Below are 19,322 nucleotides of genomic sequence, written 5' to 3'. Positions count from 1 at the left end.
TGACGATGAACGCCCGCCGCCTTGCCCTCGCGCTGCCGATCCTCGCCGCCATGGCCAGCCCCGCGGCGGCCCAGCGGGCGGGTGTCTATGACGTGACGGGGACCAACCTGGATGGCACGCCCTATACCGGCGTCGCGCAGATCCGGGCGGCGGGGCTTTCCTCCTTCTTCATCGCCTGGCGGATCTCGGGCCAGGTGGTGGAGGGGGTGGGCTTCGCCTCCGGCCGGACCATCTCGGTCGCCTATGGGCTGGCGTCCCGCCCGGGGCTTGGCATCTACACGCTGAACCCGGATGGCAGCATGGACGGGGAATGGACCATCGTGGGCGCCCCGGCCAATGCGCGGGAGAGGCTGGTGCCGCGGGAGCCCGCGCCCCCGGCGGCACCGCCGGCCGCCGCGCCCGCCGCGCCCCCGGCGCCCGCGCCGAACTGAGCTACCCCGCCTTCGCCCGGCGTTCGCCGGCCAGCAGCGCCGCCTTGCGGGGCACGCCCCAGCGATAGCCCGTCAGGTCCCCGCTGGCACCGATGACGCGGTGGCAGGGCACCGCCAGCGCCACCGGGTTCTGCGCGCAGGCCCGTGCCACCGCGCGCGTCGCGGCGGGCTGGCCCATGGCGGCGGCCAGGCCGGAATAGGTGCGGGTCTCGCCGAGCGGGATCGCGACCAGCGCTTCCCACACCCGCCGCTGGAATGCCGTGCCGCGCAGGTCGAGCGGCAGGGCAAGGGCGGCCTTCGGTTCCTCGATGAAGGCGGTGACCTGGCGGATGGCCTCGGCCAGGGCCTCGGGCGCTTCCTCGATGCGGGCCTGGGGGAAGCGGGCGCGGAGGTCGCCCTCCAGCGCGCCGGGCGTCTCGTTGAAGCCGATGAAGCAGATGCCGGCGGCCGTGGCGCCGACCAGCAGCGGGCCCATGGCGCTGTCGGCGCGGGCGATGCGGATCACCTCCCCCTGCCCGCCACGCCTGGCGGCGCCGGGGGTCATGCCGAGGTGGCGGGCGGTGTCCTCATAGACCCGCGATTCGCTGCCGAAGCCGGCGCCGGCCACGGCATCGGCCACCCGTTCCCCGGTGGCGAGGGCGGATTGCAGGCGGCGGGCGCGCACGCCTTCCGCGTAGCTGCGCGGCGTGACGCCGGTGATGTCCCGGAACAGCCGGAGGAAATGGTGGCGCGCATAGCCGGCGCGGGCGGCCAGCGCGTCCAGGCTCGGGATCGTCTCCGACTTCTCGATCAGGGCGCAGGCGGCGGCGACGGCATCGGCATGCAGGCGGGCGCGGTCGCCCTTGGGGTCGCAGCGCTTGCAGGCGCGGAAGCCATCGGCCTCCGCCGCCGCGACATCGGCGTAGAAGCGGGCGTTGCGGCGGAGCGGCGGGCGGGAGGGGCAGCCGGGCTTGCAGAAGACGCCCTGGGTGGTGACGGCATAGAGGAAGGGCGCGCCGGCCAGGGCGGGATCACGCGCGAGGACGGCCTGCCAGCGGAGGGCGTCGGGGTCGGGCATGGCGTCGGGCATGGGGGCCTCCGGTGTTCGGTGGCGGGATGTGACGCGATCCGGGGCTGCGGGGCCATCCGCGGGTTGCGGCGGCGTGGCCCGGGCCGCGGCTACAGCGCGTCGCCTTCCGCCCGGCGCGCCAGTTCCCGCCGGCGTTCCGCGCCGCCCGCCATGCGCGGGTGCAGCGCCAGCGCGGCATCCAGGCTGCGCAGCGCGCCGGCCAGGTCGCCCGCTTCCTCCTGCAGCTCCGAGAGCTGGAGCAGCGCGCCGAAATGGCGGGGCTCCAGGCGCAGCGCCTCCCGCAAATCGCCCGCCGCGGCGACGCGATCGCCGAGGCGCGCCTGGGCGCGGGCGCGCAGCAGCCAGGCATCCGCCGCGCCGGGGTCCAGCACCAGGGCGGCGTCGAAATCCTCCAGCGCCTCCGCGGCCTCGTTCCCCTGCAGGTTGCGCAGGCCGCGGCGCAGCAGCAGGCCCGTGGCGGGGGAGACGGCCTGGCTCCAGAGCGCGCGGATGCGGGTTTCCACCAGCTGGCCGCCCTGGGTGTCGGGTGCGGTCTTCAGCGCCTCGAACAGACGGTCGAGCTCCGCGCGCCTGGCCTCGGCCGGGTTCGCGCGGGGCGCGGGCGCGGCGGCGGGCTGCGCCAGGGCCGGCACGGCGAGGAGGAGCAGGGGCAGCGCCAGGCGGAGGACCATGCGGAGAGAATTCGGCATCGGTCCCGCCTTGCGCAAGCCTTCATACCGACGGCCGCTCGCAGCGATCGCTGGTCTTCCTTCTCGCCCCCAAGCGCCGGGCGCGTGGCTTCGCCGCATGGCAGCGGGCCGCATGCGCGGCCTCGGTCGCCTATCGCGACCGCAGGCCACTCAACGCGGCTGATGGTATGGCTTGCCGGCCTGCATCCCGCTGCGTAAAGCCGGAACAACCGCGGAGGAAATCCCACATGACGACACGACGCATGGTGCTCGGCAGCGCCCTCGCCCTGCCCGCCAGCGGCATCGCCAGCGCCCAGCCCGCCTGGCCGGAACGGCCGGTGCGCTTCGTCGTGGCCTTCGCCCCCGGCGGATTCGCGGACCTGATCGGGCGGATGCTGGGCGAATACCTGGCCGAGATCTGGCGCCAACCGGTGGTGGTGGAGAATCGCGGCGGCGCCGGCGGGAACGTGGCCGCGCAGCAGATCGCGCGCGCCGCGGCGGATGGCTACACGGCGCTGGTCACCACCGGCGCCTTCGCCATCAACCCGACGCTCTCCCGCGCGCCCGGCTACCGGCCGGAGGAATTCGCCGTGGCGGGCGTCGTCGCCGGCACGCCGAACCTCTTCGTAGTACGCGCCGACAGCCCCGTGCGCACGCTGCGGGACCTGGTGGAGCTCGGCCGGCGGCGGCCGATCAACTACGGCACCGCGGGCGTCGGCGTGGCGGCGCACCTCTCGGCGGAACTGCTGTTCAAGCGGGAGGGCGGGGTCGATGCGCAGCACATCCCCTTCACCGGCGCCGGGCCCGCCATGCTGGCGCTGCTGGCGGGGACGGTGGACATGGTCGCGACCTCCCTGCCCTCCGCCGTCTCCCAGGTGCAGGGGCGGCAGGCGCGGGGCCTGGCCGTGACCAGCGCCACCCGCAACACGACGATGCTGGACGTGCCGACGGTGGCGGAAGCGGGCTTCCCGCCCATCATCGACGTCGCCTGGGTCGCGGTGCTCTACCCCGCCGCGGTGCCGCCGGCCGTGCTGGCGAAGGTGAACGCCGATATCCGCCGCGTCATGGCCCTGCCCGCCTTCCAGCAGCGGCTGCAAGCCGCGGGGTTCGACCCGATCGGCGGTGACGTCCAGCAGGCGCAGGCCTATGTGGCCGACGAAGTCCGCAACTGGCGCGAGGTGGTGCGCGCCATCAACATCCAGATCGACTGAGCCCATGCTGATCCGAACGCCCGATGGCATCACCCTCTCCGCCGACCTGCTGGGCGACCCCGGCCGGCGGACCGTCTGCCTGGTCCACTCGCTCGGCGCCGATGGCGGCATGTGGGCGGAACAGGTGCCCGTGCTGCTCGCCGCCGGCTACCGCGTGCTGCGCATCGACCTGCGCGGCCATGGCGGCAGCGCCGCGACGTTAGGCGCCTACACGATGCGGCTGCTCGGCGACGACCTGGCCTTCCTGCTGCGGCGCCTCGACCTCGGCCCGGTGGATTATGTCGGGCTGTCGCTGGGCGGCATGAGCGGCCAGGCCCTGGCGCTGGACCACCCCGGCCTGCTGCGCAGCATCACCATCTGCGACGCGCTGCCGGAATCCCTGCCCAACGCGGACGCCATCTGGGGACCGCGGCTCGACGCCGTGCGCGCCGCCGGGTCGGTGCAGCCCGTGGCCCAGGGCACCATCGAACGCTGGCTGACCCCCGCCTTCCAGGCCGCCAACCCCGCCCGCTGGGCGGAGATCCTGGCCACCATCGAAGCCACCCCCGCCGATGGCTATTGCGGCTGCGTCGAAGCCATCATGCGCTTCAGCCACGTCGCCCGCCTGCCGCAGCTGGCGATCCCGACCCTGGTGCTCTGCGGCGAACACGACCACGCCGTGCCCCCCGCCGAAGGCCAACGCATCGCCCGCCTGGTCCCGGACGGCCGTTTCGTCAGCATCCCCGAGGCCCGCCACCTGCCGAACGTCGAGAAGCCCGGCGACTTCAACCGGGTGCTGCTGGACTGGCTGGGGGGGTGATGGCGGGGTTCCGGGGGTGGCTTTGCGAGGGACAGCGCCCCTCGCACATCACTGGCGCAACAACGCCCTCACCGCCCCAAGGCGATCCCAGCCACCCGGACGATGTCGCGGAACTTCGCGAGTTCGGCGGCCAGGAAGGCGCGGGCTTCGGCGGGGGTGTTGGGAGCGGCGGCGTCCACGCCGGCGGTGGCCATGCGGTCGCGCACCTGGGGTTCGGCGAGGGTGGCGTTCACCGCCTCGTTCAGCCGGGCGACCAGCGGCGCGGGCAGGTTCCTGGGGCCGAGCAGCATGTTCCAGGTGGTGACGTCGAAGTCGGCCAGGCCGGATTCGGCGAGGGTCGGGATTTCCGGCATCAGCGGGTGGCGGGTGCGGCCGGTGATGGCGAGGCCGCGGGAGGTGTTGTCCCGCAAATGGGGGGTGGCGGAGGCGAGGACCTCGCAGGACCAGTCCACTTCCCCGGCGGCCATGGCGGCCAGCACCTGGGCGCCGCCGCGGTAGGGGATGTGTTCGGAGCGCAGCGGGGTGGCGCCGCCGGCGCGGGCCATGAAGTATTCGCCCGTGAGGTGCCCGATGCCGCCGGCGCCGGAAGTGGCGAAGGACAGGCGACCGGGCTCCGCCCGCATGGCGGCGATCAGCTCCTGGATGGTGCGGAAGCGCGACCGGCCGGGCACGACGATGACCATCGGCCCGCCGCCCAGGATGGCGATCGAGGAAAAATCCTCCAGCGCGTCGTAGGGGGTGGTCTGCGGCAGGGCGGCGGGGTTGGTGCCGTGGGAGGAGGCGGTCGCGACCAGCAGCGTGTAGCCATCGGGGTTGGCGCGCTTGACCACATCGGCGCCGAGCGAGCCGCCGGCGCCGGCGCGGTTCTCGATCACCAGCCGGGCATTGGGGCCGAGCCTCGGCGCCAGGCGTTCGGCGATGATGCGGGCCGCGATGTCGGTGGAGCCGCCCGGGGTGAAGGGCACGACCAGGGAGACAGGCCGTTCCGGCCAGTTCGTCTGGGCGAGGGCCAGGCGGGGCGTGGCCAGCAGGGTGGTGGCGGCGATCAGGGCGCGGCGGCGCATGGACATCCTCTCGGCGTTGTTGGGCCGGGAGGAAGCGGGGCGCGCCTGGACTGTCAAGCTTGTCCGGCTGGGCGGGACTTCTTCGCCAGCGCGGTGGCGACGGCGGGGGGTGGCTCCCCGCCCGCCATCCAGTCCAGCAGTTCCACCGTATGGACCGTGGGCATGGCGCCGCCGCTGAGCTGCGTCAGGCAGCCGATATTGCCGGCGGCGATCAGGTCCGCGCGGGTGCGGTCGAGGTTGGCGAGCTTGCGGTCGCGCAGCTGCCCCGCGATCTCGGGCTGGAGGATGTTGTAGGTGCCGGCGCTGCCGCAGCAGAGGTGACCCTCCGCCGGTTCCTTCACCGCGAAGCCGGCGCGCTTCAGCAGGTCCTTCGGCGCGGCGGTGATCTTCTGCCCGTGCTGGAGGGAGCAGGCGGCGTGATAGGCAACCGTCAGGCCGGGGGCGGGGCGGGTGGCCGCATAGCCGAACTTCAGCAGGGCCTCGGAGATGTCCATGGCCAGGGCGCTGACGCGGGCGGCGCGTTCGGGCCAGTCGCCGGGCTCCGCGCGGAACATGAAGCCGTAATCCTTCACCGTGGTCCCGCAGCCCGAGGCGTTGATGATGATGCCGTCGAGGTCCCCTGCCCCGGTCCAGGCGGCGATGTTGGCGCGGGCCAGCGCCATGGCAGGGTCGTGGTGGCCCATATGGTGGTCGAGCGCGCCGCAGCAGCCCTGTTCGCGCGTCACCACCACCTCGATCCCCATGCGGGTCAGCAGGCGGATCGTGGCCTCGTTGATGGAGGGGGCGAGCACCTGCTGGGCGCAGCCGGTCAGCAGCGCGACGCGGCCGCGACGCTCCCCCACCGCCTTGTGGATGCCGGGGCGGTCCAGCGCGCTCGGACCGGGCACGCTGGCGGGTGCCAGCTTCAGCATGGCGCGCAGCCGCTGCGCGGTCATGGACGCGCCGGGGACGAAGCGGGCGAAGGGCCGGCCGAGGGAGGCGCCGATCAGCGCCAGGCGGAAGCGCGCGGGGTGGGGCAGCAGGAAGGAGAGCAGGCGGCGCAGCGCGCGCTCCGCCTTCGGCCGTTCGTAGGTTTCCTCGATATGGCGGCGGGCGTGATCGACCAGGTGCATGTAGTTCACGCCGGAGGGGCAGGTCGTCATGCAGGAGAGGCAGGAGAGGCAGCGATCGACATGCTTCACCACCTCCGCCGTGGCGGGGCGGTCATTCTCCAGCATGTCCTTGATCAGGTAGATGCGGCCGCGCGGGCTATCGAGTTCGTCGCCCAGCAGGGCGAAGGTCGGGCAGGTGGCGGTGCAGAAGCCGCAATGGACGCAGGTGCGGAGGATGCGGTTGCTCTCCGCCATGTCCGGGTCGCGCAGTTGGTCGGCGGTGAAGTTCGTCTGCATCCCGGCTTGTCCCCCTATGGCCCAGAAGATGGGGCCTGGCACGCCGCCGGGGAAGCGGGTGGGGCCCGGCGCATGGCATGCGGGTTGCGATTATCGCCTGCCCAGGACGGGCGGCTTGCAACTTGCGACGCAGGATGCCGTTTTCATGACAGTTTTCCATCGACGGAATTCGATCCGCCCCTATATCAAGGTTGGATCGGAGGAACGCAGAATGCGGAACGACCAAGCCCGGCACAGCCCGGTGAGCGCCCAACCCCTGTCCGAATCGCGTATTGCCTGGATGGGCCCCGTCGAGGCGGCCCGGCAGGAGGCCCTGCTGCGCGTGAATGGCGGGGTGAAGGCGGACCGGCGCGAGGGCGACCGGCGGCGCGGCGACCGGCGGGAACCGGCGGCGGGCTGATCCGCCGGGGCCCCGGGCGTCCGGACGGGAATCGTCCGGGCGCGAAGCGGGCCAGGCCCCCCCGAGGCTTGCAGCGCGCGGCGCCATCCGGGCGGCTGCCGCCCGCCAGGGCATTTTCAAGTCGGGCGGAATCGCCCGATGACCCGGACCATGCGTGAAAACTGACGTCCAGACCGGACTCGGCGTCGCTGCCGACGCTGAAGCCGGTCCAGGGCCTTTGGACACGTGGCCCGGGATGCGATCGGCGCGTGGATTTTCGTACCTGCCAGGCGGGGCGGCGATGGGGTTGCACCGTCGCCCTGATCCCGAGCGGAAAGACGCCGCCGAGCGCGCCCGCAGCCAGGTGTCCACAGGCCCTAGGGCCAGCGCGCCTCCGCATCCAGCGGGAAGACGGGGCGCGGCAGGCCGGTGAAGGCGAAGCGGGACAGGACCGGGCTGACCAGGCCGGGGGCATCGACCTCCCAGGTCCGGTCGGGGCCGGCGTGGAGGTCGAAGCCCGCGCGGAAATGGCCGCGGGACTTCACGACGATGGTGCGGGCGGCATCCACATCCACGCCCAGCAATTCCAGCATGGCGGGGTCCTGCAGCTGCCGGCGGAGCGATCCGACGGCGAGCAGCAGGCCGCTGCCCTCCAGTTCCAGCAGCGCGGCGGGGCCGAGGCTGAAGGCGCGGCCGGCCAGGCCACCGCGGCGGCCGATTCCATGGCCATCCGACAGGGCGCGCACGCGGGCGGTGACGCGGAAGGTTTCCGCGAAGGGGGATGGGGTGGCGTTGGCCACGGCCTCCATCCGCGCGCCCGGCCCGGCCGCATGGGCGGCGGCGGCGAGCGCCGGGTCCACCAGCACGCCGAAGACGACGCCCCGGGCGCCGGACGCGTGCAGCGCCGAGAGCAGCGCCGTGGTGTTGCCGCCGCCACCGCCGCCGGGATTATCCGCGACATCGGCCAGGATCAGGCGCGGGCGGGCGGGATCGGCGCCGGTCGCGACGGCCTCCGCCACCGCAGCCTCGATGCTGGTGAGCGTGCGGGAGAGCGCGGCGCGGTCGCGCCAGATGGCAGTGGCCAGCAACTCGGCCGCCGCGCGCGCCTTGGCCCCCTGCCCCGCCCGCGCGGTCGCCCAGACGCAGAGGCCGCATTTCGGGATGTCGGTATAGGCGAAGCCGCCGGTGACGGAGATGCCGAGCAGGTCCGGGTCCGAGTCGCGCATCGCGACCCCCTGCCGGATGGCGTCGGCATAGGGCGACCGCTCGGCGGTCAGCAGCGTGACCGTCGGCGGCGTCAGCGGCAGGCGGATGAAGTGGGTCTCGGGCTTCTGGCGCGTCGCCAGCAGGTGGCGGATGGCGTCGGCGGCCTCCGCCGCGCGCTCCCGCATGTCCACATGCGGGTTGGTGCGATACCCGATGAGGAGGTCCGCCATCGCCACCTGGCGGTCGCTGACATTGCAGTGCAGGTCGCGCGTGCCGACGATGGGCACCTCCGGGCCGAGCCGTTCGCGCAGCAGGGCCAGGATGGCGCCGTCGGTGTCCGCCTCCTCCACCGACCGGCTGGCGCCGTGGCTACCGACATAGACGGCGTCGATCGGGCCGGCGGCGTCGAGGTGCCGGGCCAGGCGGGCCATGAAATCGGGGAAGAGGCCGGGCTCCATCATGCCGCCGGGGGGCGCGCTGATCATGATGAGGGGCACGGGCTGCCAGGGCCCCGTCTCGTCCATGCGGCGGTAGAAGCCGGGCACCTCGGCGGGGGTGGCGGAGACGGCGGCGCGGCCGGCTTCCGTGATCGCCTCCCCCTCCACCCAGGACAGCGCCTCGAAATCCTGCCGGGTGGTGAGGGGGGAGAAGGCGTTGACCTCCAGGTGGAGGCCGCAGATGGCGACCCGCGGGCCGGTCACTGGCCGGCCCGCATGCGGCCGGGGTTGAACAGGCCGGCGGGGTCCAGCGCCGCCTTCACCCGCGCGGCGATGGCGGCCAGCGCCGGCGCTTCCGGCGGGATGACGGCGACGGCGGCGCGCAGCGGTTCGGGGGCGCGGAACAGGGTGTGGCTGCCGCGCGCGGCCTGGGTCGCAGCGACCACCGCCTCATGCGCGGCCTCGGTCGCGGGGCCGGCCACCCAGACCAGGCCGCCGCCCCAATCCAGCAGCGTGCGGGCGCCGAAGGCGGCTGCAAGCGTGGCGACCAGGGCGGGCGCGGCGGAGGGGCGGATGGACAGGCGCCAGATGGCATCCCCGGGCGCGGCGGCGAGCGGTTCAGCATCGCGGACCTGGCGCCAGAGGGTGCGGGATTCCTCGCCCTCCACCAGCGTGACCTGGCCCAGCCTTTCAAGGTCGGCGCGCAGGCGGCCGGCGCGGTAGGTGACCGACTCGCGAAAATCCTCGAGCCGCAGCAGGGCCACCGGGCTGTCCGGCAGCAGCGCGGCGCCGGTGACGCCATAGGGGCTGGTCAGGCCGGCGGAGAGGGCGCGGATGCCGGTGGCGAGGTCCGGCACCGCGACCTTCAGCGTGGCGGTCGCCTCGGTGGCGGGCAGGACCTTCATCGTGACCTCGGTCAGCACGCCGAGCGTGCCGTGGCTGCCGGCGAGCAGCTTGCAGAGGTCGAGGCCCGTGACGTTCTTCAGCACGCGCCCGCCGCTGCGCACCACCTCGCCCCGCCCGTTCACGAAGCGGATGCCGAGCAGGTGGTCGCGCACCGAGCCCGCATTGATCCGCCGCGGGCCGGAGAGGTTGGTGGCGACGGTGCCGCCGATGGTGGCGGGCAGCGTGGTGCCGAAGAGGGCACTGGTGTCGATCGGCTCCGGCGCCAGCATCTGGCCGCGCTCCGCGAGCGTCGCCTCGATCTCCGGTAGGGGCGTGCCGGCGCGGGCGGCCAGCACCATCTCGGTCGGCTTGTAGAGGGTGATGCCGGAGAGGTTGCGGGTGGAGAGCGTCTGCGCGGCCTGGACGGGGCGCAGCAGGCCGCGCTTCGATCCATGGCCCTCGATCGCCAGCGGTCCGGCCGCGGCGCGGATGGCGTCGGCGATGCCGGCTTCGGTATCGGGGGCGGCGATCACTGGGGCAGGGTTTCCAGCGGGAAGACCTTGTGCGGGTTCAGCAGCCAGGCGGGGTCGAAGGCGGTCTTGATGGCGCGCTGCTGGGCCAGCTCATGCGGCTGGAACTGGACAGGCATGAGGTCCCGCTTCTCCACCCCCACGCCATGCTCCCCGGTCAGGCAGCCGCCGACCTCCACGCAGAGCTTCAGGATATCGGCGCCGAAATCCTCCGCGGCGCGGAAGCTGGCGGGGTTGTTGGCGTCGAACATGATCAGCGGATGGAGGTTGCCGTCCCCGGCGTGGAAGACGTTGGCGACCTGCAGGCCGTATTGCGTGCTCATCTCCCCGATCCGCTTGAGCACGAAGGGAAGCTCCCCGGTCGGGATGGTGCCGTCCATGCAGAGATAGTCGGGGGAGATGCGGCCGACCGCGCCGAAGGCGCCCTTGCGCCCCTTCCAGATCGCCATCGATTCTTCCGCCGATGTCGCGACCTTCAGGCTGATGGGGTCGAAGCGCGCGCAGATTTCCTTGATGCGGGCCAGGAGAAAATCCTGCTCGGCGACGCTGCCCTCGACCTCGATGATCAGCATCGCCTCCGCATCCAGCGGATAGCCGGCATGGGCGAAGGCCTCGCAGGCATGGATGCAGGGCTTGTCCATGAATTCCAGCGCCACGGGGATGATGCCGGACCCGATGATGGCGTCCACGGCGGCGCCGGCGATCTCCGTGCCCTTGAAGGCGGCGAGCATGGCCCGCGCCCCCTCGGGGCCGCGCAGGATGCGGACGGTGACCTCGGTGACGATGCCGAGCATGCCCTCGCTGCCCGTCATCAGGCCGAGCCAGTCATAGCCCGCGGTGTCGAGGTGGTCGCCGCCGACCTCCACGATCTCGCCTTCCGGCGTGACGAGCTTCAGGCCCAGCAGGTTGTTGGCGGTGACGCCATACTTCAGGCAATGAGCGCCGCCCGAGTTCATGTTGACGTTGCCGCCGATCATGCAGGCGAGCTGGGAGGAGGGATCGGGCGCGTAGAAGAAGCCCTCATGCTCCACCGCCTTGGTGATGCCGAGGTTGGTGACGCCGGCTTCCACCACCGCGAGCCGGTCGTCGAAATCGATCTCCAGGATGCGGTTCATGCGCATCAGGCCGATCACCACCGCATCCGCCAGCGGCAGCGCGCCGCCGGAGAGGCTGGTGCCGGCGCCGCGGGGCACCACGCGGATGCCCTGCTGGTGGCAGTAGCGCATCACGGCCGCCACCTGCTCCGTCGTCGTCGGCAGCACCACGGCCAGCGGCGGCTGGCGATAGGCGGAGAGGCCGTCGGTCTCATAGGGCTTGAGGCGGGTCTCGTCGCCGATGACGCCTTCGCCGGGCACCAGGGCGCGGAGCGCGGCGATGATCTCATCCCGCCGGGCGAGGATGCCGGCTTTGGGCGGCGGCAGCGCGATCATGGCGACCTCGGTGTCCGGTTGGGGGTCTTCTGGTTGGCAGGAAGATGGCGGTGCCGGCGGCTTGCGGCAAGCTGGCGCGCATGCGTCCCTTACCTCTGCGTAACCGGGTTGATGCGATGAGGATGCCACCACCCAGGAACAGGAGGATCAGGATGGGACGCATGATGACGGCCGCGGCGGCGCTGGTGCTCGGCGTGGCCGGGACGGCGGTGCTGGGCACTCCGGCGGCGGCGCAGCGGGCCGGCTTCTATGCCGTGGAGGGCATGGGCGGCGATGGCAGCCGCTACACCGGCGCGGTGCAGTTCACGCCCACGGGGCCGCAGACCTGGCGCCTGTCCTGGCGCGTGGCCGGGGAGACGATCAACGGCGTCGGCGTGTCCAACGGCAAGACGCTGGCCGTGGCCTATACCCAGGGCGGCACGCTGGGCACGGTGCTGTACGAGATCGGGCCGGACGGTTCGATGCAGGGCATCTGGACGGCCGGGCGCGAGGGCGGGCTGGGCACGGAACGGCTGGTTCCGCGCTGACGGCCCGGCCCGGGACGGCACCGAAGACCGCGCCGGGTTGCCCCGGCCCCGTGGACAACGGAAAGCCGCGCCGGGTTGCCCCGGCCCCGCGGACAACGGAATGCCGCGCCGGGTTGCCCCGGCCCAGCGGACAACGGAAAGCCGCGCCGGGTTGCCCCGGCGCGGCGTTCAGAACCCCACGAAAGCATCCCGGGCGCGAAGGCCCGGGGCGCGCAGCCTCAGCCCTGGCGGGCCTTCAGGCGCGGGTTCTTCTTGTTCAGCACGTAGACGCGGCCCTTGCGGCGAACCAGGAAGCAGTTCTTGTCGCGGGTCTTGGCGGTCTTGAGGCTGTTGCGGATCTTCATGGTCGTGGTCCTGGTGGGGTGCGGCGGGATAGGTGGCGGAGGCCGGACTGTCAACCTGGCGGGGCTCAATCCGCCGCCAGCTTGCCCGCCGACTGTTCCTGCGCGATCAGCTTCAGCCAGCCGTCGCGGGTCTGCGGCAGCTTGCGGCCGAGGATCTGCTCGGCGACCTGGTTGCGCAGCACCTGCGCCGTGCCGCCGGCGATGGCGAACATGCGGGCGTCGCGCAGGTAGCGCTCCATCGGGTTGTCCCTGGAATAGCCGGCGGCGCCCCAGACCTGCAGCGCGCTGTTCGTGACCCTGATCGCCATCTCACTGGCAAAAACCTTGGCCTGGGCGGCGGCGAGGCGGTCGGGGAAGCCGGCGGGGCCGGCGCTGCGGGCGGCGCGGTGGATCAGGGCGCGGGCGGCTTCCAGCTCGATCGACATGTCGGCCAGCATCCAGCCCAGGCCCTGGAATTCCGCGATGGGGCGGCCGAACTGGCGGCGGGCGCCGGCGCGGGCGAGCGCATGGTCATGCGCCCCGGCGGCCAGGCCCAGCGCCACCGTGGCCGCGCCGACGCGCTGGCCGTTATAGGCATCGATCAGCCGGCCGAAGCCGCGCTGCCAGCCGCCGGGCGCGCGCAGCACCATCTCGTCCGCGACCTCGAGGTCCCGGAACTCCAGCTCCGCCTCCGGCATGCCGCAGAGGCCGAGGGAGGGGATGCGGCGCTTCACGACGAGGCCGGCGGGATCGCCTTCCCCGTTGCGGACGACGATGAAGCCGCCGATGCCCTTGAACTCGCCCTCCTCGATGACGCGGGCGAAGATGAGGTGGAGGCGGGAGACGCCGCCGCCGGTGATCCAGGTCTTGGCGCCGTTGATGATCCAGCGGTCGCCGCGCTTCACGGCCGTCGTCGCCATCTCCGTCGCGGCGGAGCCTGCCTCGGGTTCCGTGATGCAGATGGCGGGCTTGTCGCCGGCCAGCACGATGCCGGCGGCGAGCTTGCGCTGCGCCGGGGTGCCATAGGCCATGATGGCGCCGACGGCGCCCATATTCGCCTCCACCGCGATGCGGCCGCAGACGGCGCAGGCCTTGGCGAATTCCTCCACCACCAGCACCGCGTCCATCACGGAGCCGCCCGGCCCGCCCCATTCGCGCGGGATGGTCAGGCCCATGAAGCCGGCCTCGGTCATCCTGCGGACCATCGGCCAGGGGTATTGGCCGCTGCGGTCGGTGTCGGCGGCCTGGGCGGCGGCCTCCTTCGCCAGTTCGCGGGCGCGGTCGCGCAGCGCTGCCTGTTCCTTCGTCAGACCGTCGGCGCTCATCCCTGCAACCTCTCCTCGATCGCCGCGGCGGCGGCGCGGTCCAGCTTCATGGCGCGGGCCAGGCGGTCGAGCCAGTCCCGCTCCGGCGCCGTCACCTCCCCCATCGCGGCCACGGCGGCGGCGTAGAGGCGGGCGCGGAGCATCGGGTCCGTCGCCTCCTTCGCCAAGGCCTCCGGCGCCAGGGGCCGGTCGAAATCGGCCAGGACGAAGTCACGGTCATCCGCCTCCAGCCCGGCGGCGTCCAGCTGGGCGGCGATGGCGCGGCGTTCGGTGGCGTCCACCGTGCCATCGGCCTTGGCGGCGGCGATCATGGCGCGGATGAGGAGCAGGCTCTCCGCATCCTCGGCGCCGGGGCCCTCGGGCTCTGGCGCGGGGGCCGGGCGGTTCCAGGGGGAGGCGCCGGTGCTGGGCATGCGGCGGGGCTCGGCGGGGGCGGACCAGGGGCCCTGCACGTCCCGCACCGGCCGGGGCGCCGGGCGGGCGGCCTCTCGCGGGGCGGGGTCCGGCGCGCGCTGGCTGTTGCGGATCATGGCCTCGATCGCCGTGGCGGCGGCGGTGCCCAGGATGCGGCCCAGCTGGTTGGAGGTGCCGCGGCCGGCCCCGCCGAAGGGCGATGGCGCGGCGCGGCGCCGGCGGCGCGGGGGCGCGGCGGCGCCGCCGAGCAGGGCGCCGAGGACTCGGCCAAGGTCCATCGTTCCATTCTCCCGATTCGCAGCCGGTTATCGCAGCGCGCTGCCGCCAGGCAAGCGCCCGGCGGGCGGGCGGGCGCCGGCCTTTCCATCAGATGGACGCGACGGGGCGGGTGTTCCAGCGCCGCGGCGCCGGGGCCTAGGCTGAAGCCCCACCGCGGAAGGAGTTTTCGCATGATGATGGTCCAAGCGCGGGCGGCGATCCGCCGCCTGGCAGGGCGCTGCGCCGCGGCGGCGGCGCTCGGCCTGGTGATGGGCGCCGGCGCCGTGCTCCCCGCGGTCGCGCAGGCGCCGGGCTCCCCGACCCTGGCCGCCATCCGCGCCCGCGGCCAGGTGGTCTGCGGCGTGCAGTCCAACAACCCGCCCTTCTCCCTGCCGGACAGCCGCGGGGTGTGGCGGGGCATGGATGTCGATTCCTGCCGGGCGCTGGCCGCCGCCATCTTCGGCGATGCGGAGAAGGCGGTGATCCGCCCCGTCACGGGGATGACGCGCTTCCCGGCGGTGCAGAGCGGCGACATCGACGTGCTCTATGGCAGCACGACCTGGACGACGACGCGGGAGACGCAGCTCGGCCTCGTCTTCGCCGCGGCCAACTACTACAGCGGCCAGGGCTTCCTGGTGCGCCGCTCGCTTGGCGTCACGCGGCTGGCGCAGCTGGATGGCGCGACCATCTGCGTGCCGCCGGGATCGACGACGGAGGTGATCCTGCAGGAATGGTTCCGGGCCAACCGGCTTTCCTTCCAGCCCATCCTGATCGACGATCCGAACGAGATCATCCGCGCCTTCCTGTCCGGGCGCTGCGACGTCTACACGCGGGACATGACCGGGCTGTCGGGCTTCCGCATGACGCAGGCCAATCCCGACGACTTCCTGCTGCTGCCCGAGAACATCACCATGGAGCCGCTCGGCGCCTGGATCCGCAAGGGCGACGACCAGTGGCTGGACATCGTGCGCTGGACGCAATTCGCGCTGGTGTGGGCGGAGCAGCAGGGCGTGACGGCGGCCACGGTGGACAATCCCGGGCCCTCCCCTTCCTCCGACGTGCGGCGCCTGCTGGGGGCGGGCGATATCGGGCCGACCATGGGGCTCGACCGGCGCTGGGCGGCGAATGCCATCAAGGCCGTCGGCCATTACGGGGAGGTGTGGGAGCGGAATGCCGCGCCCTATGGCCTGGCGCGCGGCCTCAACCGGCTGTGGGACCAGGGCGGGCTGATGTTCTCGCCGCCGCTGCGCTGAGGCTCCGCCGGGCGCCTCAGCGCCCGAGCAGGCCGCGCAGCAGGTCGGCGGGCTGGGGGATGCCCGGGCGGCGTTCCGGCGCGGCCTGCGGGGCCGCCGCCGGAGGGGCGGCCTGGGGTGCGGCCTGGGGTGCGGGGCGGGCGGCGGGGACCTGCCCTTCCCGCCCGCCGCGCGCCGCGGTCAGCGCCGGGCCGCAATCCGGCAGGGGCGCCGGGCGGGCGGCGTTGTTGCCGCGCGGCGCCAGCGCGCCCAGCACGGCGCCGAGGTCGCCCCCCACCTGCCCGGCCAGGTTGCCGAGCACGGCGGCCAGGTTCTCCGCCCGCACGCCACGATAGGCGGGGCTGGCCAGGGTGCCGCCGAGATCGGCGGAGACCCGCACCTCCGCCCCCGCGGCGCGGACATCGTGCAGCATGCGCAGGCTCAGCGATTCATCGCCGAGGTTGATGCTGCCCGTGCCGGCGACCTTAGCGGCCGGGCTGTCCAGCAGCAGGGTCGAAAGCCGCGCGACGCCGCCTTCCGCATCGGCGCGGATGGCGATGCATTCGATCGGCAGGCGGTTCGGCAGCGGCGGCAGCACGGGCACGCGTTCGCGCAGCGCCGCCTGGACGGGCTGCACCAAAGCGGGCTCCGCATGGCCGCCCAGCATGGCCAGGCCCAGATGGCCGGAGAGCGTGGCGGCGACCTGGCGCAGCCGCATGCCCTGGCCGCGCAGATCGGCATCCAACTCCGCCCGGCCGGACAGGCGGTTGGGCTGCCCCGCCATGGCCTGCAGCGCCGTGAGGTCGAGGCCCGGGGAGCGGGCGACGAGGCGCAGCGCCGGCACCTCCGCCCGCGCATCGGCGGTGAGGTCGAGGGAGAGCGGGCCGGCCGGCGTCTGCGCCGTCAGCGGCGAAAGGCCGCCGCGCCCGGCATCGATCTTCACCGGCGCGACCACCTGCCGCCATTCCTGGCCGTTCAGCGTCAGGGCGGCGATCTCCAGCCGCAGCTCGGCATCCATCACCCGCAGCGCCGCCAGCGGCAGGGCGATGTCGGGGATGAGGCGGCCGTCGGCGGGCGCGGCCGGCGCCGCGGGGGCGGCTGGCGCGGCGGCGGGGGCGGGCGCGGCGGCGGTGGCGGCGCGCAGCGCATCGAGGTCGAGGCGCGGCGAGGCCAGGCGGCCGGTGATGCCGGGGCGTTCCCCCACCACCAGGGTCAGTTCGCCCGTGGCTTCCCCGGCGGAGGAGGCGAGGCGGAGGTCGCGCAGATGCGCGCCGCCGGCGAAGCCCGGGGTGCGCTCCGCCAGGCGGGTGGAGAGCCTGACCTGCCGGATCGGCGGCAGGGCCGTGCCGGCGAGGGGCGAGAGGGTGGCGAGGTCCGCGGCCTCCGCCGTGATGGCGAGGTCCACGCCGGACAGCGCGCGCGGATCGGCGATGCGGCCGGCGAGCGTCGCGGCGGCGCCGGCCGTCTCCAGCCGGATATCGACCGGCAGCGGGCCCGGCGCCTGGCCGGCGAGCTGGGCGGGGGTGCCGAGGCGGCCGGAGAGGCGCAGCGGCTGGTCGGCCAGCCGCGCCTCCGCCTGCAGCGCCAGCGGCGCGTCAGGCCGTTCGGCGGTGAGCGTCGCGCTGGCGAGGCGCAGCCCGGGGCGGAGCGTGGAGAGGTCCGATTCGCCGATGCGGAGATCGAGGCCCGAGAGGGTGGCGAGCGCCCCGCCCGTGCCGGTGGCGGCGGCGGCCAGCGCCACGTCGCGCAGGGGCGGCAGCGGCACGTCCGGCACCAGCGGCGCGAGGCGCGTCAGATCCGCGGCGCGCGCCGTGACCTGCGCCGTCCAGGCCTGGCCGGCGGCCAGCGTGCCGCGCAGCGCGACCTCCGCCCCCAGGCTGGCCAGGCGGAGATCGACGGGCCAGGGCTCCGCCGCGCCCAGGGCCGAGAGGCGGCCGCCCTGGAGGGCCAGGGAGACGGCCTGGCCGCGCAGCGCGACATCGCCCTCCGCCCGCAGCGGCCCGGCGGCAGGGGCGGCGGCTTCGATCCGCGCCAGGGCGAGGGTTTCGCTGCGGCCGCCGGGGCGGGCATCCCGCCAGGCGATGGTGCCGCGTTCCAGCCGCAGCGAATCGATGGCGAGTTGCAGGGGCTGCGCGGGCGCGGCGGGGGTGGCGGGCGCGGAGGGCGCGCCGGGCGCCGCCGGGCGGGCGAAGAGCCAGTTGCTGGCGCCATCGGCGCGCGTTTCCAGCAGCAGGTCGGGTTCTTCCACCACGACCCGCGCAACCTCGACCCGGCGGGACAGCAGCGGCAGCAGGGCGGCCTGCACCTCCACGCGCTTCGCGGTCAGCATGGCGGGGCGGCTGAAGCCTTCCGGGTTGGCCAGCGTGATGTCGCGCAGCTCGACCGTCGGCACCAGCGACAAAGCGAGGCGCATCTCGCCGAGTTCGAAGCGCCGTCCCGTCGCCTGCTCCACGGCGGCGACCAGGCGGGGGCGGAGCTTCTCGGGGTCCAGGAAGACATAGGCCGCGCCGGCCGCCACCACGGGGATGGCGACGACGACGCCCAGCACCACCCAGGGCCAGCGGCGCGTGCGGCGGGGCTGCGGGGCTGATGTGTCGGACACTGGCGGAAACTCCCGGTTTGCCGGCTTCAACGCCCCGGAGCGGAATCGTTCAGGCGGTACGGCGAGGACTATTCAGGCGCCGCGCCGCGGACTGTTCAGGCGCCGCGCCGCGGACTGTTCAGGCGCCGCGCCGCGGCTTGGGCGTGCGCGGCACCTCGAACCCCAGGAAGGCGAAGCTCTCCTTCATATGGGGCGGCAGGGGTGCCGCCACCTCCAGCATCCCGCCCGCGGGGTGCGGCAGGCGCAGCGCGCGGGCATGGAGGTGGAGCTGGTTCGGCAGCCCCTCCAGATGCGCGGCCTGGCCGCCATACTTGCCATCGCCCAGGATCGGGCAGCCCAGCGCCTCCGCCGCATGGACGCGCAGCTGGTGGGTGCGGCCGGTCAGCGGCTTCATCTCCAGCCAGGCGGCGCGGCGGCGCACGGCGTCCAGGATGCGGAAATCGGTGCTGGCGCGGGCGGCCTCTCGGTCCCCGGGCTCGGCGGGCACGGTGCGTTCGCCGCGCGGGCCGCCGGTGCGGGCCAGCGCCATCTCGATCCGCCCCGCCGGCGGCGTGGGTTCGCCGATGACGATGGCCCAGTAGGTCTTCTCCACGTCCCGGCCGCGGAAGGCGGCGGCGAGCTTGGCGGCGGCGCCCACGGTGCGGGCCAGGACCAGCACGCCCGACGTATCACGGTCCAGCCGGTGCACCAGGCGGGGGCGGTCCTCGGCCTCGAACTTCAGGGCATCGAGCATGCCATCCAGGTGCTTGGTGATGTTGGGGCCGCCCTGCACGGGCAGGCCATGCGGCTTGTCCAGCACCAGGACCTCATGGTCCTTGTAGATCACCATGCGCTCCAGCGCCTTGGCGTCCCGCTCATCCACCGGCTTCGGCGCGCGCGGGAGTTTCGCGAGCGGGTTTTCCGTGATCGGCGGGATGCGGACTTCCTGGCCGGCGAGCAGGCGGGTATTGGCCTCCGCCCGCTTGCCCTCCACCCGGATCTGGCCGGTGCGCAGCATCTTCTGCAGCGCCCCCTGGGTCAGCGCCGGCACGTGGCGCTTGAGCCAGCGGTCGAGCCTGGTGTCGTTCTCGTCGGCGGAAACTTTGCGGAGCTGCACGGTCATGGTGGCCGGGGTGTAGCACGAAGCCCCGGCTTGGCACCCGCC

The 19,322-nt window shown here is 73.9% G+C and carries 18 protein-coding genes; 6 read left to right on the top strand and 12 right to left on the bottom strand.

Translation table 11 applies throughout. The annotated features are described in order from the left end of the window. The first annotated feature begins 5 nt into the window (after nucleotides 1-5). Nucleotides 6-431: a hypothetical protein gene (locus JJI54_RS30145; RefSeq protein WP_203077127.1), complete on the top strand. Its 426-nt coding sequence runs from the start codon at nucleotides 6-8 to the stop codon at nucleotides 429-431. A gap of 1 nt (nucleotide 432) precedes the next feature. Here JJI54_RS30145 and ada read toward each other — a convergent pair whose 3' ends face one another. Together ada and JJI54_RS30135 are read right to left on the bottom strand one after the other, a co-directional pair. Continuing rightward, a complete protein-coding gene (gene ada / locus JJI54_RS30140; RefSeq protein ID WP_203077126.1) occupies nucleotides 433-1,500 on the bottom strand; it encodes a bifunctional DNA-binding transcriptional regulator/O6-methylguanine-DNA methyltransferase Ada in 1,068 nt (355 codons plus the stop codon). A gap of 89 nt (nucleotides 1,501-1,589) precedes the next feature. Then, nucleotides 1,590-2,189 carry a tetratricopeptide repeat protein gene (locus JJI54_RS30135; protein ID WP_203077125.1) on the bottom strand — a complete coding sequence of 200 codons (600 nt, stop codon included), beginning with the start codon at nucleotides 2,187-2,189 and terminating at the stop codon, nucleotides 1,590-1,592. A 227-nt stretch (nucleotides 2,190-2,416) separates the two neighbouring features. On the opposite strand from JJI54_RS30135, the gene JJI54_RS30130 reads away from it, so the two are divergent. Together JJI54_RS30130 and JJI54_RS30125 are read left to right on the top strand one after the other, a co-directional pair. Further along, entirely contained in the window at nucleotides 2,417-3,379 is a 963-nt protein-coding gene (locus tag JJI54_RS30130; RefSeq protein WP_203077124.1) for a Bug family tripartite tricarboxylate transporter substrate binding protein, read from the top strand. A gap of 4 nt (nucleotides 3,380-3,383) precedes the next feature. After that, nucleotides 3,384-4,178 carry an alpha/beta fold hydrolase gene (locus JJI54_RS30125; RefSeq protein ID WP_203077123.1) on the top strand — a complete coding sequence of 265 codons (795 nt, stop codon included), beginning with the start codon at nucleotides 3,384-3,386 and terminating at the stop codon, nucleotides 4,176-4,178. A 68-nt stretch (nucleotides 4,179-4,246) separates the two neighbouring features. Here JJI54_RS30125 and JJI54_RS30120 read toward each other — a convergent pair whose 3' ends face one another. Then, the gene (locus tag JJI54_RS30120) at nucleotides 4,247-5,242 is read right to left on the bottom strand and encodes a Bug family tripartite tricarboxylate transporter substrate binding protein (RefSeq protein ID WP_203077122.1); all 996 of its coding nucleotides are present in this window, start codon (nucleotides 5,240-5,242) and stop codon (nucleotides 4,247-4,249) included. Nucleotides 5,243-5,295: 53 nt separating this feature from the next. Beyond that, nucleotides 5,296-6,630, bottom strand: a complete 1,335-nt coding sequence (glcF, locus tag JJI54_RS30115; protein WP_203077121.1) for a glycolate oxidase subunit GlcF — start codon at nucleotides 6,628-6,630, stop codon at nucleotides 5,296-5,298. Nucleotides 6,631-6,841: 211 nt separating this feature from the next. Here glcF and JJI54_RS30110 point away from each other — a divergent pair, with 211 nt between their 5' ends. Then, entirely contained in the window at nucleotides 6,842-7,030 is a 189-nt protein-coding gene (locus JJI54_RS30110; RefSeq protein WP_203077120.1) for a hypothetical protein, read from the top strand. Nucleotides 7,031-7,386: 356 nt separating this feature from the next. Here the strand turns inward: JJI54_RS30110 and JJI54_RS33070 are convergent, their stop codons facing one another. The 3 genes from JJI54_RS33070 to JJI54_RS30095 are packed head-to-tail and all read right to left on the bottom strand — an operon-like array spanning nucleotide 7,387 to nucleotide 11,497. After that, nucleotides 7,387-8,916, bottom strand: coding sequence for a M81 family metallopeptidase (locus JJI54_RS33070; protein ID WP_203077119.1), 1,530 nt, complete (start codon nucleotides 8,914-8,916; stop codon nucleotides 7,387-7,389). Continuing rightward, nucleotides 8,913-10,070, bottom strand: a complete 1,158-nt coding sequence (glcE, locus tag JJI54_RS30100; RefSeq protein ID WP_318987611.1) for a glycolate oxidase subunit GlcE — start codon at nucleotides 10,068-10,070, stop codon at nucleotides 8,913-8,915. Before glcE ends, JJI54_RS33070 begins: the two co-directional genes overlap by 4 nt. Further along, nucleotides 10,067-11,497, bottom strand: a complete 1,431-nt coding sequence (locus tag JJI54_RS30095) for an FAD-linked oxidase C-terminal domain-containing protein (RefSeq protein ID WP_203077118.1) — start codon at nucleotides 11,495-11,497, stop codon at nucleotides 10,067-10,069. The genes glcE and JJI54_RS30095 overlap by 4 nt, the downstream gene beginning before the upstream one ends. Nucleotides 11,498-11,658: 161 nt before the next feature. On the opposite strand from JJI54_RS30095, the gene JJI54_RS30090 reads away from it, so the two are divergent. After that, a complete protein-coding gene (locus JJI54_RS30090) occupies nucleotides 11,659-12,024 on the top strand; it encodes a hypothetical protein (protein ID WP_203077117.1) in 366 nt (121 codons plus the stop codon). A 218-nt stretch (nucleotides 12,025-12,242) separates the two neighbouring features. Here JJI54_RS30090 and ykgO read toward each other — a convergent pair whose 3' ends face one another. From ykgO to JJI54_RS30075, 3 genes are all read right to left on the bottom strand, one after another. After that, a complete protein-coding gene (gene ykgO, locus JJI54_RS30085) occupies nucleotides 12,243-12,368 on the bottom strand; it encodes a type B 50S ribosomal protein L36 (protein ID WP_092961043.1) in 126 nt (41 codons plus the stop codon). A gap of 65 nt (nucleotides 12,369-12,433) precedes the next feature. Further along, nucleotides 12,434-13,672, bottom strand: a complete 1,239-nt coding sequence (acdA, locus tag JJI54_RS30080) for a 3-sulfinopropanoyl-CoA desulfinase (protein WP_203077116.1) — start codon at nucleotides 13,670-13,672, stop codon at nucleotides 12,434-12,436. Then, entirely contained in the window at nucleotides 13,669-14,364 is a 696-nt protein-coding gene (locus JJI54_RS30075) for a DUF533 domain-containing protein (protein WP_203077115.1), read from the bottom strand. Before JJI54_RS30075 ends, acdA begins: the two co-directional genes overlap by 4 nt. Before the next feature lie 171 nt (nucleotides 14,365-14,535). On the opposite strand from JJI54_RS30075, the gene JJI54_RS30070 reads away from it, so the two are divergent. Then, nucleotides 14,536-15,597, top strand: coding sequence for an amino acid ABC transporter substrate-binding protein (locus tag JJI54_RS30070; RefSeq protein ID WP_226382246.1), 1,062 nt, complete (start codon nucleotides 14,536-14,538; stop codon nucleotides 15,595-15,597). A 16-nt stretch (nucleotides 15,598-15,613) separates the two neighbouring features. On the opposite strand, the gene JJI54_RS30065 is transcribed toward JJI54_RS30070, so the two are convergent. Next, nucleotides 15,614-18,178 (bottom strand): AsmA family protein, encoded by a 2,565-nt coding sequence (locus JJI54_RS30065; RefSeq protein WP_203077114.1) that lies wholly within the window; start codon nucleotides 18,176-18,178, stop codon nucleotides 15,614-15,616. Nucleotides 18,179-18,296: 118 nt separating this feature from the next. Next, nucleotides 18,297-19,280 (bottom strand): RluA family pseudouridine synthase, encoded by a 984-nt coding sequence (locus JJI54_RS30060; protein WP_203077113.1) that lies wholly within the window; start codon nucleotides 19,278-19,280, stop codon nucleotides 18,297-18,299. Nucleotides 19,281-19,322 lie beyond the last annotated feature (42 nt).

The organism is Falsiroseomonas ponticola, from assembly GCF_016805305.1.
Lineage (GTDB): Bacteria > Pseudomonadota > Alphaproteobacteria > Acetobacterales > Acetobacteraceae > Falsiroseomonas > Falsiroseomonas ponticola.
This window is presented reverse-complemented; position numbering and strand designations above follow the sequence as displayed.